10 protein-coding genes, 1 tRNA gene and 1 pseudogene are annotated in these 15,272 nt (G+C 66.1%); 4 read left to right on the forward strand and 8 right to left on the reverse strand.

Going from position 1 to position 15,272, the window contains the following annotated elements; translation table 11 throughout:
* Positions 1-74 precede the first annotated feature (74 nt).
* A complete protein-coding gene (locus BC1002_RS10280; protein ID WP_013089976.1) occupies positions 75-1,388 on the reverse strand; it encodes a YbfB/YjiJ family MFS transporter in 1,314 nt (437 codons plus the stop codon).
* A gap of 101 nt (positions 1,389-1,489) precedes the next feature.
* Between BC1002_RS10280 and BC1002_RS10285 the strand changes: the two genes are divergently transcribed.
* Entirely contained in the window at positions 1,490-2,410 is a 921-nt protein-coding gene (locus BC1002_RS10285) for a LysR family transcriptional regulator (protein WP_013089977.1), read from the forward strand.
* Between the two features lie 161 nt (positions 2,411-2,571).
* Here BC1002_RS10285 and alaS read toward each other — a convergent pair whose 3' ends face one another.
* The gene (gene alaS / locus BC1002_RS10290) at positions 2,572-5,196 is read right to left on the reverse strand and encodes an alanine--tRNA ligase (RefSeq protein WP_013089978.1); all 2,625 of its coding nucleotides are present in this window, start codon (positions 5,194-5,196) and stop codon (positions 2,572-2,574) included.
* Between the two features lie 322 nt (positions 5,197-5,518).
* On the opposite strand from alaS, the gene BC1002_RS10295 reads away from it, so the two are divergent.
* Entirely contained in the window at positions 5,519-6,739 is a 1,221-nt protein-coding gene (locus tag BC1002_RS10295; protein ID WP_013089979.1) for a CaiB/BaiF CoA transferase family protein, read from the forward strand.
* 18 nt (positions 6,740-6,757) lie between these two features.
* On the opposite strand, the gene BC1002_RS10300 is transcribed toward BC1002_RS10295, so the two are convergent.
* Together BC1002_RS10300 and ggt are read right to left on the reverse strand one after the other, a co-directional pair.
* Positions 6,758-7,318 carry an RBBP9/YdeN family alpha/beta hydrolase gene (locus BC1002_RS10300; RefSeq protein WP_013089980.1) on the reverse strand — a complete coding sequence of 187 codons (561 nt, stop codon included), beginning with the start codon at positions 7,316-7,318 and terminating at the stop codon, positions 6,758-6,760.
* 55 nt (positions 7,319-7,373) lie between these two features.
* The gene (gene ggt, locus BC1002_RS10305) at positions 7,374-9,179 is read right to left on the reverse strand and encodes a gamma-glutamyltransferase (RefSeq protein WP_013089981.1); all 1,806 of its coding nucleotides are present in this window, start codon (positions 9,177-9,179) and stop codon (positions 7,374-7,376) included.
* Positions 9,180-9,528: 349 nt separating this feature from the next.
* Between ggt and BC1002_RS10310 the strand changes: the two genes are divergently transcribed.
* On the forward strand, positions 9,529-11,253 hold the full coding sequence (locus BC1002_RS10310) for a glutamine--tRNA ligase/YqeY domain fusion protein (protein WP_013089982.1): 1,725 nt from the start codon (positions 9,529-9,531) through the stop codon (positions 11,251-11,253).
* 179 nt (positions 11,254-11,432) lie between these two features.
* The gene (locus BC1002_RS10315; protein WP_085954267.1) at positions 11,433-12,347 is read left to right on the forward strand and encodes a transporter substrate-binding domain-containing protein; all 915 of its coding nucleotides are present in this window, start codon (positions 11,433-11,435) and stop codon (positions 12,345-12,347) included.
* A gap of 16 nt (positions 12,348-12,363) precedes the next feature.
* On the opposite strand, the gene BC1002_RS10320 is transcribed toward BC1002_RS10315, so the two are convergent.
* The 4 genes and pseudogenes from BC1002_RS10320 to BC1002_RS10335 form a co-directional block, all read right to left on the reverse strand.
* The gene (locus BC1002_RS10320) at positions 12,364-12,813 is read right to left on the reverse strand and encodes an NUDIX hydrolase (RefSeq protein WP_013089984.1); all 450 of its coding nucleotides are present in this window, start codon (positions 12,811-12,813) and stop codon (positions 12,364-12,366) included.
* A pseudogene (locus BC1002_RS10325) lies at positions 12,810-13,192 on the reverse strand (hypothetical protein). Before BC1002_RS10325 ends, BC1002_RS10320 begins: the two are co-directional and overlap by 4 nt.
* Positions 13,193-13,289: 97 nt before the next feature.
* Positions 13,290-14,855, reverse strand: coding sequence for a methyl-accepting chemotaxis protein (locus tag BC1002_RS10330; RefSeq protein ID WP_013089986.1), 1,566 nt, complete (start codon positions 14,853-14,855; stop codon positions 13,290-13,292).
* Between the two features lie 336 nt (positions 14,856-15,191).
* Positions 15,192-15,268: transfer RNA gene (locus BC1002_RS10335), tRNA-Arg, on the reverse strand.
* Positions 15,269-15,272: the final 4 nt, after the last annotated feature.

The raw sequence follows: 15,272 nt of genomic DNA on the forward strand, positions 1-15,272 counted from the left end.
GCCCGGCGACAGGCGCGAGAAAATGACGGAAAGCGGTCATTTTAGTGCGCTCGTGCGAGATTTGTTTTCGGGTGCTAGCTGCAACCGCAATCCGGCATGCGGCCACGGCGCGGGCCGCGCGGCACGCGCATTACCGCGATCAGTCCCGCCGCCCCCGCCAGCAGCGCGCCCGCGGCGAGCCACAGCGCCAGCGAAAACGATCCCGTGTGGGCGGCAATCGGCGCGGCGACCAACGGACCCGCGATCTGTCCGATACCATAGGCCGCCGTCGCGTAACCCATCAGCCCGGCCGCGTCGTCGCCGCGCAGCCGCCGCGCCTCGCGCATCGCGAATAGCGTGATCGCGGTAAACGGCAGGCCGATCAGGATGCTGCCGAGCGAAAACCCGCCCGCAGTCGGCCACACGATGCCCAATGCGATGCCGAATGCCTGCAGCACATACGAGCCCCCAAGCAGCGCGCGGTTGTCCCAATGCAAGGGCAAACGCGCGGCGAACAACGCGCCGACGATCAGCGCGGCACCGAACATCGGCCAGAACAGGTCCGGCCACGCCGAGCCCGGCAACGCGTGGCGCGCGATGACCGGCAGAAAGGTCGCGGTAATGATGTAGCCGAAGCCCGGGATACCGTAGAGCAGGACCAGCCAGAACGCGTCGGCGCGGCGGACGGCATGACTCGTCCGAACACCGTCCGTACGGGGCGGCGGGTTTGCGCCAGCGCGTGATCCGGTGGCGGATTTTGCGGTGGAGGAGCTCGCAACGGCAGGCTTCGCCGCCCCCACGCCCTGAGTCTCCCCGAACACCGGCCACACCAGCACGGTCAGCACCGCGCCGATCAACGCAAAGCCGATCCATCCGACCACCGCGCCATAGCCGCCCGCGACGCTGACCAGCAGGCCGGTCCCGACGATGCCCACGCCCGGCCCGGTGTAGATGACCCCGCTCCACTCATTTGCGCCGAGTTCAGCGAGCCGCCGCAAGCCCCACTGCGACGCGAACACGAAGGTCCACGCGCTGACCGCGCCGGCGACGAAGCGCACCAGCGCCCACACCCAAAACTGGCCGGTGACACCCATCGCGAGCGTCAGCAGCACGGTTGCGGCGAGTCCGACGCGCACCATGCGCGCGGGCTCGGCCCGCAGCGCCGCGCACGTCATCGCGCCGACGAAATAGCCGGCGTAATTGGCCGACGCGAGCCAGCCGCCATGCTGGATATCGAGGTGCGGCTGGCCGAACGCGGCGCCGTGCAGCATCAGCGGCAGCAGCGGCGTAAAAGCAAAGCGCCCGATACCGAGCGCGACGGCCAGCGCGGCCATGCAGGCGAGCGCCGCGCGCCGGGCGGCGTGCGGTTCGTGGAAGCGCCGGTACGCGTGGGAGGCAAGGTCGTTCATGATCGGACGGTCAAGCAGCGATGGGGTGAATCCATATTAGCTTGACCTCTGGATCACGAAAAATGAATAATTAGGATGCCATTCATCGCCAGGAGAGAATCATGGATCTGGCCGCTCTGACCATTTTTCGCGCGGTCGTGCGCGAAAACGGCGTGACGCGCGCCGCGGCGAAGCTCAATCGCGTGCAATCGAACGTGACCACCCGCATCAAGCAGCTCGAGGAGCAACTCGGCACCGAGCTGTTCATCCGCGACGGTCGCCGGCTCGTGCTGACGCCGGCCGGCGAGACCCTGCTGCCCTACGCGGAACGGCTGCTCGCGCTCGCCGACGAGGCGCGTCACGCGGTGCGCGAGGATCGCCCGAGCGGGCGTCTGCGCCTCGGTACGATGGAAAGCGTCGCGGCGACGCGTCTGCCGGCCCTGCTCGCGCAATATCACCAGCAATGGCCGGCCGTCGAACTGGAGCTGGAGACCGGCACGACCGGCAGGCTGATCGAGCGCGTGCGCGAGTTCGAGGTCGACGCGGCACTAGTCGCTACGCCGCTCGATGCCGCCACGCTCGGCGATGTGTTCGAGACCGTGCCGATCTTCCACGAGGAACTCGTGATGCTGACGCCGCGCGGCCATCGGCCGATCCGCGAAGTGCGCGACATTGCGCTATCGACGTTGATCGCGTTCGAGCGCGGCTGCGCCTATCGCGCGTATATCGAGAAGTGGTATCTGGAGCACGGCATGCGGCCGGAGCGCGTGCTGGAACTCGGCTCGTATCACGCGATCGTCGCGTGCGTGGCGGCCGGTGCGGGCGTTGCGGTCGCACCGCGCTCGGTGCTCGATCTACAGAGTGACACGAGCAATATCGCGGTGCACGAGTTGCCCGATATCGGCATCATCGACACGTTGCTGGTCTGGCGACGCGGACATTTTTCATCGGCGCTCAATGCGTTGCGGCGCGCGCTGGTCGCATCGCAGGAAGGGACGGCCGACGCGGATACGGCGGCGTCCGTGGTTGCGAACGTGGTCTGATCGTTGAATCCGCGCCGGCAACCTGGGCTCGACGCAAGCCGAACGGCTTCAGCAAAAGCAAAGGGGCCACGCAGCGCGCCGATCTTGCTGGCGCGCTGCGTGGCCCCTTCGTCGAACCCGGCTCGACTTCGCGTCGAGCCGGACTCAACCGACCATCAGTTTCAAAGCTGACTTTCGACCCAGCCCTTGACGCCCGCGAGCGCCGCCGGCAGGTTGGCCGGCTCGGTACCGCCAGCCTGCGCCATGTCCGGACGGCCACCGCCCTTGCCGCCCACCTGCTGGGCCACGAAGTTGACCAGCTCGCCCGCCTTGACCTTCTTGCTGGCGTCGGCGGTCACACCGGCGATCAGGCTGACCTTGCCGCCTTCGACAGACGCCAGCACGATCGCCGCGCTCTTCAGCTTGTCCTTGAGCTTGTCGACCGTTTCGCGCAGCGTCTTCACGTCCGCGCCTTCGAGCGTCGCCGCGAGCACATGCACGCCGCCGACTTCGATCGCCTGGCCCGCGAGCTCGTCGCCCTGGCTCGACGCCATCTTCGACTTCAGCGCGCTCAGTTCCTTCTCGAGCGCCTTCACCTGGTCTTGCACCTGGCCGATGCGCTGCGTGAGTTCCGCCGGTTGCGCCTTCAGCACGGCCGCGGCCGCGTTGACCCGCGCTTCGAGCTCCTGCACGTAGCGCACCGCGTTGTCGCCGGTGATCGCTTCGACGCGACGGATACCGGCCGCGACGCCGCCTTCCATCACGATCTTGAAGAAGCCGATGTCGCCCGAGCGATTCACGTGCGTACCGCCGCACAGCTCACGCGAGAAGCCGAGGTCGAGCACGCGCACTTCGTCGCCGTACTTTTCGCCGAACAGCGCCATGGCGCCGCCCTTCACCGCATCGTCGTACGACATCAAACGCACGATACCGGGCGCGTTCGCCAGCACTTCGGCGTTGACGATTTCCTCGACGCGGCGGATCTGTTCGTCCGTCATCGGCGCGTTGTGCGCGAAGTCGAAGCGGGTCTTGTCAGCGTCGACGAGCGAGCCCTTCTGCTGCACGTGCGAACCGAGCACCTCGCGCAGCGCCTTGTGCATCAGGTGCGTGGCCGAGTGGTTGCGCGCCGTGCGAGCGCGGCGCACCGCGTCGATTTCCGCCTTGACGACGTCGCCGACCTTCAGCGTGCCCTGCTCGAGCGTGCCGTGATGGCCGACCACATCGGCCTGCACCTTCAGCGTATCGGCAACGGCAAAGCGCGTGCTGGCGTTCGCGAGCACGCCCTGGTCGCCGACCTGGCCGCCCGACTCCGCATAGAACGGCGTGTGATCGAGCACGACGACCGCCGGCTGGCCGGCCTGCACCTGCTGCACCGACGCGCCGTCCACATACAGCGCGACGACCTTTGCGTCGTCGAAGACGATTTCTTCGTAGCCGTGGAACGTGGTCTTCGCGCCCGAGTATTCGAGGCCCTGCGCCATCTTGAACTTGCCCGCCGCGCGCGCCTGTTCGCGCTGACGCGCCATCGCGTCGTCGAACGCGGGTTCGTCGACCGTCACTTCGCGCTCGCGGCAGACGTCCGCGGTCAGATCGAGCGGGAAGCCGTAGGTGTCGTGCAGCTTGAACGCGAGTTCGCCGTCGAGCGTCTTGCCGCCCTTCGCGTCGAGATCGGCCAATGCGGCTTCGAGAATCGACATGCCGTGCTCGATCGTCTCGAAGAAGCGCTCTTCTTCCTGACGCAGCACGTCGGTCACGCGCTTCTCGGCCTGTGCCAGTTCCGGATAGGCGTCGCCCATCTGCGCGACGAGGTCGGCGACGAGGCGATGGAAGAACGAACCCTTCTTGCCGAGCTTGTAGCCGTGGCGGATCGCGCGGCGCACGATGCGGCGCAGCACGTAGCCGCGGCCTTCGTTGCCCGGAATCACGCCGTCGACGATCAGGAACGAGCACGCGCGGATGTGATCGGCGATCACCTTCAGCGAGTTGTTGGTCAGATCGGTCACGCCGGTTTCGCGGCCAGCGGCTTGAATCAGCGCCTGGAACAGGTCGATCTCGTAGTTGCTGTGCACGTGCTGCAGCACCGCGGCGATACGCTCGAGGCCCATGCCGGTGTCCACGCATTGCTTCGGCAGCGGCGTCATGTTGCCCTGCGCGTCGCGGTTGAACTGCATGAACACTAGGTTCCAGATTTCGATGTAGCGGTCGCCGTCTTCCTCCGGCGATCCCGGCGGGCCACCCCACACGTCCGGGCCGTGGTCGTAGAAGATTTCCGAACACGGGCCGCACGGGCCGGTGTCGGCCATCTGCCAGAAGTTATCCGACGCGTAGCGCGCGCCCTTGTTGTCGCCGATGCGGATGATGCGCTCGACCGGCACGCCCACTTCCTTCGCCCAGATGTCGTGCGCTTCGTCGTCTTCCTGGTAGACGGTGACCCACAGCTTGTCTTTCGGCAGCTTGTAGACTTCGGTCAGCAGTTCCCACGCGTAGTGGATCGCGTCGCGCTTGAAATAGTCGCCGAACGAGAAGTTGCCGAGCATCTCGAAGAACGTGTGATGACGCGCGGTGTAGCCGACGTTCTCGAGATCGTTGTGCTTGCCGCCGGCGCGCACGCTGCGCTGCGCGGTCGTGGCGCGCGAATACGGGCGCGATTCCGCGCCGAGGAACACATCTTTGAACTGCACCATCCCCGAATTGGTGAAGAGCAGCGTCGGGTCGTTGCCGGGCACGAGGCTCGACGAACGGACGATCGTATGGCCCTTCGATTCGAAGAACTTGAGGAATTTCTCGCGGATATCAGCGGCTTTCATAGCGTGCGGGGGACGGTCCTGACGGTTCCTGACGAAGACTGGCGGTCGGTGGGATGCGCCAACTGTCTGTTTCTTTAAACGACTGATTATACGGGATCGGCACGCGCGCGCGGCACTGCGCGCCGCCTGGCCGGCTATCCGGCCAGGCCGGCATGCGCCCGCTGCGACACTCGCGTGTCCGATCGTCCGATCCGCGCTATGACGTTCGGCTGACTGCGTCCGCGAGCGGGAATCGCTTAAGATGACTTCCACGAAACTTCACGCGAAATGGCGCATGGCGGTTCGCCGCGCGGCCTGCAACCATCAGGAGACATTCACGAACATGGGCGCTCTCAGTCACATCCGCGTGCTGGATCTCACCCGCGTGCTCGCCGGTCCGTGGTGCGCGCAGACGCTCGCCGACTTCGGCGCCGACGTCATCAAGATCGAACGCCCCGAGGTCGGCGACGACACGCGCCACTGGGGGCCGCCGTATCTGAAAACGCCGGACGGCGCGGACACGCGCGAAGCCGCCTACTATCTCGCGGCGAACCGCAACAAGCGCTCGGTCACGCTCGACATCGCGTCGCCCGAGGGCCAGCGGATCGTGCGCGAGTTGGCAGCGCAAAGCGACGTCGTGCTCGAAAACTACAAGGTCGGCCAGTTGAAGAAATACGGCCTCGACTATGAATCGCTCAAAGCGGTGAAGCCCGACCTGATCTACTGCTCGGTCACGGGCTTCGGGCAGACCGGGCCGTATGCGCAGCGCGCCGGTTATGACTTCATCGTGCAGGGCATCGGCGGCTTCATGAGCATCACCGGCGAGCGCGACGGCCAGCCCGGCGGCGGCCCGCAGAAGGCCGGCGTCGCGATCGCCGACCTGATGACCGGCATGTACTCGACGATCGCCGTGCTGACCGCGCTCACGCACCGCGACCGCACGGGCGAAGGCCAATACATCGACATGGCGCTGCTCGACGTGCAGGTCGCGATGCTCGCCAACATGAACTCGAACTACCTCGCGAGCGGTCAGCCGCCGGTGCGCTGGGGCAACGCGCATCCGAACATCGTGCCCTACCAGACCTTCCAGACGAGCGATGGCTGGATCATCGTCGCGGTCGGCAACGACGGACAGTTCCGCAAGTTCGTCGAGGTCGGCGGCCGCCCGGAACTCGCCGACGACGACCGGTTCGCGACCAACCCCGCGCGCGTGCGCAACCGCGAACTGCTCGTGCCGATGCTCGCGGACATGGTCCGTGTGCAAGGCAAGCAGCGATGGATCGCGGCGCTCGAAGCGGCCGGCGTGCCGTGCGGGCCGATCAATAACCTCGACGAAGTGTTCGACAACGAGCAGGTGGTCGCGCGCGCACTGCAGGTGGATCTGCCGCATCCGTCGGGCGGCACGGTCAAGCTCGTGCGCAATCCGATCAACATGACCGGCACGCCGCCGCAGGCGCTGAGCCATCCGCCACTGCTCGGCGAGCATACCGAGCAGGTGCTGAGCGACCTGCTCGGATACGACGCGCAGACGATTGCGGAATTGAAGCGAAAAACGGTGATCTGATCGACGAGGCGGCGAGACTCAGCGCGGCGCCCTTAGCGAAGCCAGCCAGCTGCGCCCCTCGTCCCAATCGCCGAGGCCGCTATCGGCGTTGATGTGGCCGCGCGCGCCAATCTCGATCCAGCGGCTGCCCCACGCGTTCGCGCAGGTTCGTGAAAACGGCACGCCGCCATACGGATCGTCGCTGCTCGCCACGACGATCGTCGCAAACGGCAGGCGTTCGAGCGGCACCGGCGCAAAACCGGTCGCGTCCCGCGGGAAATGCGCTTCGGCCGGATCAGGCACGGCGACCAGCAGCGCGCCGGCCACCTTCGCGAGCTGCGCCGCGCTCGCGTACTGCGAGGCCCAGAACGCCGTGGTCAGACAGCCGAGGCTGTGAGCGGCGAACACGACCGGCGCGTCCAGGGAGTCGAGCGTGGCGGCCAGCGTGCGGCACCAGGCGTCTCGCGAAGGGTGGTCCCAGTCCGGCATCCGCACGCGGACGAACGCGGGATCGAGCGCTTGCCAGCGCGTTTGCCAGTGGCCTGGGCCGGAGTCCAGATAGCCCGGCAGTACGAGTGTGGTTGGTTGTTGTTCGGTCATCGTGCTTCCCCGTGTTCGGCTTATGGCCCGCTCGCGGGATAGCGCGGCGGGGCGTCTACCGTATCACGCGTGCCACGCCGGCACCACGGGGATCGCTCGCTGGCTCGGGCGTCGCGCCGTTCACGCGGATCATCTGCACGTCGCCGTTGAACGGCTGCTGCTCGACCGTATAGCCGAGGTCCTTCAATTGCGTGGCGAGCTCATCCGGCGCGGGATGGTACGGCTCGAAGTAGATCGTCTTTTGCGGCAGCAGCTGATGATGGAAACGCATTGCGGCGAGCGCGTCCGTCGGCGACATGTCGAAGTCGGACAGATTCGTCATCACCTGAAAGATCGTCGTCAGGATGCGCGAGCCGCCGGGCGTGCCGATCGCTAGCGCGATCTTGCCGTCCTTCATCAGCAGCGTGGGCGTCATCGACGAAATCGGGCGGCGGCCCGGCGCGATCGTGTTCGGCTCGGCGTCGGCGGCGCCAGTTGCCGAGACCGCGCCCGACGCGCCTGTCGCACCGGCGCCGGCCGGCTTGATCACGAAATCGTCCAGCGCATCGTTCAGCAGAAACCCACCGCCGTCCACCACCACGCCCGAGCCGAAATCGCCGTTCAGCGTGTAGGTGTTCGACACCGCGTTGCCCCACTTGTCGACCACCGAAAAATGCGTGGTTTGCGCCTTCTCCGTGGCCGCGGCACCGTCGACACCGGGTTTCACCGCTGCCGCGCCCGGCGCTTCGTCGGTTTTGACTTCGGCCGCGCGCTGCGCGAGGTAGGCGTCGTCGATCAGCTTCGCGACCGGCACCGGCGATGCATCCGGGTCGCCGAGATAGCGCTGCCGGTCCGCGAACACCCGATCCTCGATCTGCGCGATCAGATGGATGTACGGCGCCGAATTCAACGCGACACCGTCGAACGCAGGCTGCAGAGCGGCCCGCATCTTCAGCATCTGGATCAGCCCGATCCCGCCCGAGCTCGGCGGCGGCGCGGTGATCACGCGGTAGCCGTGCCAGTCGGCGGCGAGCGGCTCGCGCCACAGTGCCTTGTACTGGCTCAGATCCTGGCTCGTGATCAGGCCGTGGCCGTACATCTGCGCGGCGATCATTTGGGCCGTGCGGCCCTCGTAGAACTCGCGGCCGCCGTCGCTCGCGATCCGCCCGAGCGTCTGCGCGAGTTCGGGCTGGCGCAGCGTCACGCCCGCTTTGAGGTTCCCGAAATAGGCGTCGAAATTGGTCTTGCTGGCGAAGCTCTTCGCAGCCGCGTCGCGTCGCTGCTGCAGCCGCGGGTCGACCTGGAAGCCGTCGGTCGCGTAATGGATCGCGGGCGCGAGCACCTGCTTCCATTTGAGCTTGCCGAAGCGCCGCTGCGCTTGCCACATACCATCGACCGTGCCCGGCACAGCCGCCGCGCGATGCCCGACCGTGCTCATGCCCGGCACCACATTGCCCTTGTCGTCGAGGTACATGTCGCGGGTCGCCTGCTGCGGCGCGCGCTCGCGATAGTCGAGAAAATACGGCTTACCGTCGACCAGCAGCGTCATGAAACCGCCGCCGCCGAGGTTGCCCGCATCGGGCCGCGTGACGGCGAGCGTGAAGGCCATCGCGACCGCGGCATCGACCGCGTTGCCGCCTTCGGCGAAGATCTGCTGCGCCGTGTCGGCACTGTAGCCATCCGGCGCGGCGACGGCCGACGCATCGAGCGCCGGCTTCGGCGCCGGTGTTTTCGCGCCGGCGGACAACGGCGCAGCCAGGTTCACGGCAAGCGCGGCACACCAGGCCGATGCGAGCACGCGACGGGTACGGCAAGAAAATCTGGCGCTAGCCAAAGCGCGGGCGGAAGGCGCGCGAAACGCGCCGTGCGTCGGGATAGACATCCGAGAAAACTCCGGCAACGAGGCGAGCATGGCGCACGAGCAGAGAAGCCTCGTGCAAGAAGATGAAGAATAGTGTGGACGGCCCGGGCAAGCCCGCCCCGCGCAAAGGCCCAGCACAGGTGCGCGGCCGCGCGCAGCAGCGCATCCTAAGTCGGCGCGCAGCCGGCCGCCAACCCGTTTTACCTCCTGTTACAGCCCCGCGCGCCTGCTGCGGTCACTGCGGCATCCGCGCCAAACCCGCCCCGCTGTTGGCTGCGCGCCGCAAGCGCCTGCCGCGAACGGGCTCGTCAGGTAGAATTGACGGCTAAGCGGGCGCATTGCGCGCCCCCACGGACTCTCATCTTCTCGCATGAATATCGAACGCAAAGACGCTGACCGCAACGACGCGCCCGCGGCATCCAATTTCATCCGCAACATCATCGACGACGACAACCGCACCGGCAAATGGAGCCAGCGCGTCGAAACGCGCTTCCCGCCGGAGCCGAACGGCTATCTGCACATCGGTCACGCGAAGAGCATCTGCCTGAACTTCGGCGTCGCGCGCAGCTACGGCGGCGTGTGCCATCTGCGCTTCGACGACACCAATCCGGAGAAGGAAAGCGTCGAGTACGTCGAGTCGATCATCGACTCGGTGCGCTGGCTCGGCTTCGAATGGGAAAAGGACCGCACCGAGCATCTGTACTACGCGAGCGACTACTACGACAAGCTGTACGAGTTTGCCGAGCTGCTGATCCAGCGCGGCAAGGCGTACGTGGATAGCCAGTCGGCCGAGGAAATGCGCGCGAACCGCGGCTCGGCCACCGAAGTCGGCACGCCGTCGCGTTTCCGCGAGCGTTCGGTCGAGGAAAACCTCGATCTGTTCCGCCGCATGAAGGCGGGCGAGTTCAAGGAAGGCGAGCACGTGCTGCGCGCGAAGATCGACATGTCGTCGCCGAACTTCAACATGCGCGACCCGGTCATCTATCGCATCCGCTTCGCGCATCACTACCGTACCGGCGACACGTGGTGCGTGTACCCGATGTACGACTACACGCACTGCATCTCGGACGCGCTCGAAAACATCACGCATTCGCTGTGCACGCTCGAATTCGAAGATCACCGCCCGCTGTACGACTGGATCCTGAACGAGCTGGCCGAAGCCGGCATCTTCAAGCGTCCGTTGCCGCAGCAAATCGAGTTTTCGCGCCTGAACCTGACTTACGCGATCACCAGCAAGCGCAAGCTGCTGCAACTCGTCAACGAAGGCCATGTGGAAGGCTGGGACGACCCGCGCATGCCGACCATCGTCGGCGTTCGCCGGCGCGGCTTCACGCCCGAATCGATCCAGCTGTTCTGCGAGCGCATCGGCGTGACCAAGGTCGACTCGTGGATCGACATGAGCGTCTTCGAAGGCGCGCTGCGCGACGATCTCGACGAGAAGGCGCCGCGCATCGCCGCGGTGCTCGATCCGGTCAAGCTGATCATCGACAACTTCCCCGAACGCCTCACCGAGCCGTGCCACGCACCGGTGCATCCGCATCATCCGGAACAGGGCGTGCGCGAGTTTCCGATTTCGCGCGAGCTGTGGATCGAGCGCGAGGACTTCACGGAAACGCCGCCGAAGGGCTACTTCCGCCTGTTCCCGGGCAACAAGGTGCGCCTGCGCTACGGCTACGTGATCGAATGCACGCACGCGGACAAGGACGAGAACGGCAACATCGTCGCGGTACATTGCAACTACTTCCCGGACAGCAAATCGGGTACCGAAGGCGCGAACAACTACAAGGTCAAGGGCAACATCCACTGGGTCAGCGCGGCGGCCGCGTGCCCGGCCGAAGTGCGCATCTACGACCGGCTGTTCAAGGAACCGCAACCGGACGCCGGCGGCCGCGATTTCCTCGAAGCGCTGAATCCGGACTCGAAGCGCGTGGTCCAGGCCTACCTCGAAACCGGCGCGCGCCATGCGCTGCCGGAGCAGCGCTACCAGTTCGAGCGGCATGGCTACTTCGTTGCCGACCGCGTCGATTCGAAGCCGGGTAAGCCCGTATTCAACCGCATCGTCAGTCTGCGCGACAGTTGGGGCAAGCCGGCCTAAATTCGCGTCAGCGACGGCCCGGCGCTGCCGGGCCATCCGGGTTGCAGGATGTTAGATCGATAATCACAGCGCGCTCGCCTGGGCGCGCCGGTCCGGGAGGCCCGATGAAGGTTGCAGGCCGCTGCGGGGAAGGGTCGGAAGGTATGGTTCGGGTTGCACGGGGCCCGCGCAGCGCAGCCATGCCGCATCTCGTGCGCGGCATGCACCGCGTGCTGCTTGCGCTGACCGCCTGCGGCGTGGTCGCATTCGCCGGCCCCGCCCGCGCGGATGAACTGACCGGCACGCTGAAAAAGATCCACGACGACGGCGTCGTCGTGCTCGGCGTGCGCGAGGCGTCGATCCCGTTCTCGTACTTCGACGGCAAGCGTACGGTCGGCTACTCGCAGGCGATCGCGATGCAGATCGTCGATGAAATCAGGAAAACGCTCGGCATGACGCAGCTGCGGGTTCACGAAATCACGGTGACTTCGTCGAATCGCACGCCGATGCTGCTGAACAATCAGATCGATCTCGAATGCGGCTCGACCACGCACACGGTCGAGCGCGAAAACGTCGCCGCGTTTTCGGACAGCTTTTTCCAGTACGCGGTGCGCATGATCACGCGCAAGAACAGCGGCATCACCGACTTCCGCGATCTCGCCGGCAAGCCGGTCGTGACGACCGCGGGCACGTCCGACGAGCGCCTGCTGCGCAGCCTCAACACCGAGAAGCAGCTGAACATGCGCATCATGAGCGCGCGCGACCATCAGGAAGCCTTCAGCGCAATGAAGGACGGCCGCGCGGTGGCGTTCGTGATGGACGAGCCGATCGTCTACGGTTTCAAGGCGACCGACCCGCATCCCGACGATTTCATCGTGACGGGTACGCCGCTCGGCTACGAGGTGTACGCGTGCATGTTCCGCAAGGGCGACGAGTCGTTCCGCGCGCTCGTGAATCGCGTGATCGTTCGCTCGCAGACGTCCGGAGACGCCGAGCGTCTGTACCGGCAGTGGTTCACGCAGCCGATTCCGCCGCGCGGCATCAATGTCAATTTCCCGCTGTCGGAGCAGAACCGCGCGTTGTTCGCGCATCCGAACGACCACGCGCTCGATTGAACGCAGCCTGCGCCTTCTATAGCGAGCGGTGCAGCTCCGCGAGCGACAGCGTCGTCTCGAAGAGCCGCGTCAGACTACGGCTCGCATAGTGCGGGACCTCTTCGATCGACGCCCAGCGGTAGTCGTCCATTTCGGGGATCAGCGTGCCGTCCGAGCGGCGCGGAAACAGCGACGTGCAGGTGCAAGTGCTCAGGTCCAGTTCGCCGGCACTCGCGCGCGCCGCGAACAGATGCAGGTCCTTGTCGCGCCGGTAGACGAACAGACCGAGATCCTTCAGCCGACCAGCCTCGAGCGCGATGCCGGTTTCCTCGACCATCTCGCGCAGCGCGGTCACGTGCGGCGCCTCGCCGTCCTCGCCCTGCCCTTTCGGAATATCCCAGTGCGTCGTTTCGGTGGCGTGCGCGAGCAGCACGCGCCCGTCGGGATCGAGCAGCACGATGCCGCAAGAAACGATTCGCGGGCTCATCGCTTCTGCAGTTGCCAGGCGCCGCCTACCCTGCAGAAGTTCGGACGCAGGTTCATCGATTGCCCTTTCGCATTGAGTACGACGCCGAGGACGCGGCAAGTGCGCCCGCCGTCGTTCGAGGTGCTGTCCATCGTGATGGTCGCGTCGATCTTCACGCTATTGCCGGTGCCGTCGTTGACCCACGTGAAACTGTCGCCGTCCTTTCTGTCATTGAGCGCGCTCATGACCGCGTGCTTGATCGAGTCGTTGTCGCGCTGCTTCATGTAGGTGATCGTGTGTCGTTCAGAAAGGCAAGGTTCGCCGCTTGCGCGCCGATCGCCGCGCCGAGCAGCAGGCTCGCCGCACCGAGGTGGAACAGCACACGGGTTCGCGTCGACATGTGGGACTCTCCTCGAAGTGCGCACGGCGGCTTTTGATCGTGACCTCAAAAGCATAGCATGCACACTTCTGCGAGCCGCGCGCCGTCGACGCGGCCATCAACGCTTGGCGGCCGTCTCCTGCAGGCGGAACGTGTTGACGACGTCGCGCAGCATCTGCGCCTGCTCCTGCATCGACTGCGCGGCGGCCGCCGCCTGCTCGACCATCGCCGCGTTCTGCTGGGTGGTCTCGTCCATCTGCGCGATCGCGAGATTGACCTGCTCGATGCCGCGGCTCTGCTCGTCGGACGCGGCGGAAATCTCGCTGATGATGTCGGTCACGCGCTTCACCGCATCGACGAGCGAATCCATCGTGCCGCCCGCCTTCTCGACGAGCGCCTTGCCGCTGCCGACGCGCGCGACCGAATCTTCGATGAGCGTCTTGATCTCCTTGGCCGCATCGGCGCTGCGGCGCGCGAGATTGCGCACCTCGCCCGCGACGACCGCGAAGCCGCGGCCCTCCTCGCCGGCGCGCGCGGCTTCGACGGCCGCGTTCAGCGCGAGGATGTTGGTCTGAAACGCGATGCTCTCGATCACGCCGATGATATCGACCACCCGCGCGGAGCTCGCCGCGATGCTCTGCATATTCGCGACGACGTGCTGCACCGCCTCGCCGCCCTCGCCCGCGAGCTGCGACGCCGAGTGCGCCATGCGGTTGGCCTGCAGCGCGTTGTCGGCGTTCTGCTTGACGGTCGCCGTCAGCTGCTCCATGCTCGCGGCCGTTTCGCCGAGCGACGACGCCTGCTGTTCCGTGCGCGCCGACAGATCGAGATTGCCCGCGGCGATCTCTTCGGCCGCGACCGTGATGGTTTCCGTACCGCCGCGAATGCGCCGGATCGCGTCGGCGAGGCGGCTTTGCATGCGCTGCATCGCGAACAGCATGCTTTCCTGATCGTTGCCGGCCAGTGTGACCGGGCACGACAGATCGCCGTCGGCGATCGTCTGCGCGACGCTCGCCGCGTAGGCGGGCTCGCCGCCGAGACTGCGCTTCACGTTGCGGATGATCAGCACGAGCGCGATGGTGCTGACGCTGCCGATCATGAGGATCGTCAGCAGATATCGCAGCAGATCGGCGCGGAACGCCGCGTCGATATCGTTCACGTAGACGCCCGAAATCAGATACCAGTCCCACGCGGCAAAGCGCTTGACGAAGCTGATCTTCGGCACGTGCTCGTTGTGGCCGGCAAGGCGTCCCATGTAATCGACGAAGCCCTGCCCCTGCGCCTGCGCAACCTTGACCATCTCGACGAACAGCAGCTTGCCGTCGGTGTCCGCGTAGTGCGACACGTCCTTGTTGCGCAGATCGGCGAGCACCGGATGCATGATCACGACGGGCGTCGCAGTCGTCACGATCATGTAGCCGCTGCCGGGGTAGCGCATCGCGGACAGGCGCGCCAGCGCCTGCTGGCGCGCCTGTTCGGGCGTCAGCTCGTGCTGGTCGGCGCGCTGCGCGTAGTCGGCGACGATGCCGTACGCGGTCTCGACGACGTTCTGCACCGCCGACTTGCGCTCGGCGAGCATCGTCGAGCGCGACTGCCACGCGGCCCAGCCGCCGAGGCCGAGCAGGCCGAGCCACGTGATCAGCAACGCGAGCCAGAGTTTGGTGTTGAGGCTGAGTCGGTTCACGCTGATTCCTCCATCGCGGCGCGTCAAACGGTACTTTCGAACTAACGGCGTCGCACGAGAATTCCTGAGTCGGGGAAACACCCGAAGCGAGTCGTTCGATGACGGAAATGACACCGTGCGGGTGGCGTTGGGGGCGTGCTGATCGTCACGGGGCCCAGCTTGCCAATATCAGGTGCTCGCCGATCCGGGCAGCAATCTCGCGGTGATCATGAAGGATGGGCGGATCTACAAGAACGCGCTCGGCGTGGCGTTCGACTGATCCGCGCGAGGTGCGAAAAGACCGCAAAAAAAACAAAAAGGGTTACAGGCGCGATGCCTGTAACCCTTCGATGATTCTGGTACGGCAGGAGGGGCTCGAACCCCCGACCCTCGGCTTAGAAGGCCGATGCTCTATCCAGCTGAGCTACTGCCGTATGG

It is taken from the genome of Paraburkholderia atlantica, from assembly GCF_000092885.1.
Classification (GTDB): Bacteria; Pseudomonadota; Gammaproteobacteria; order Burkholderiales; family Burkholderiaceae; genus Paraburkholderia; species Paraburkholderia atlantica.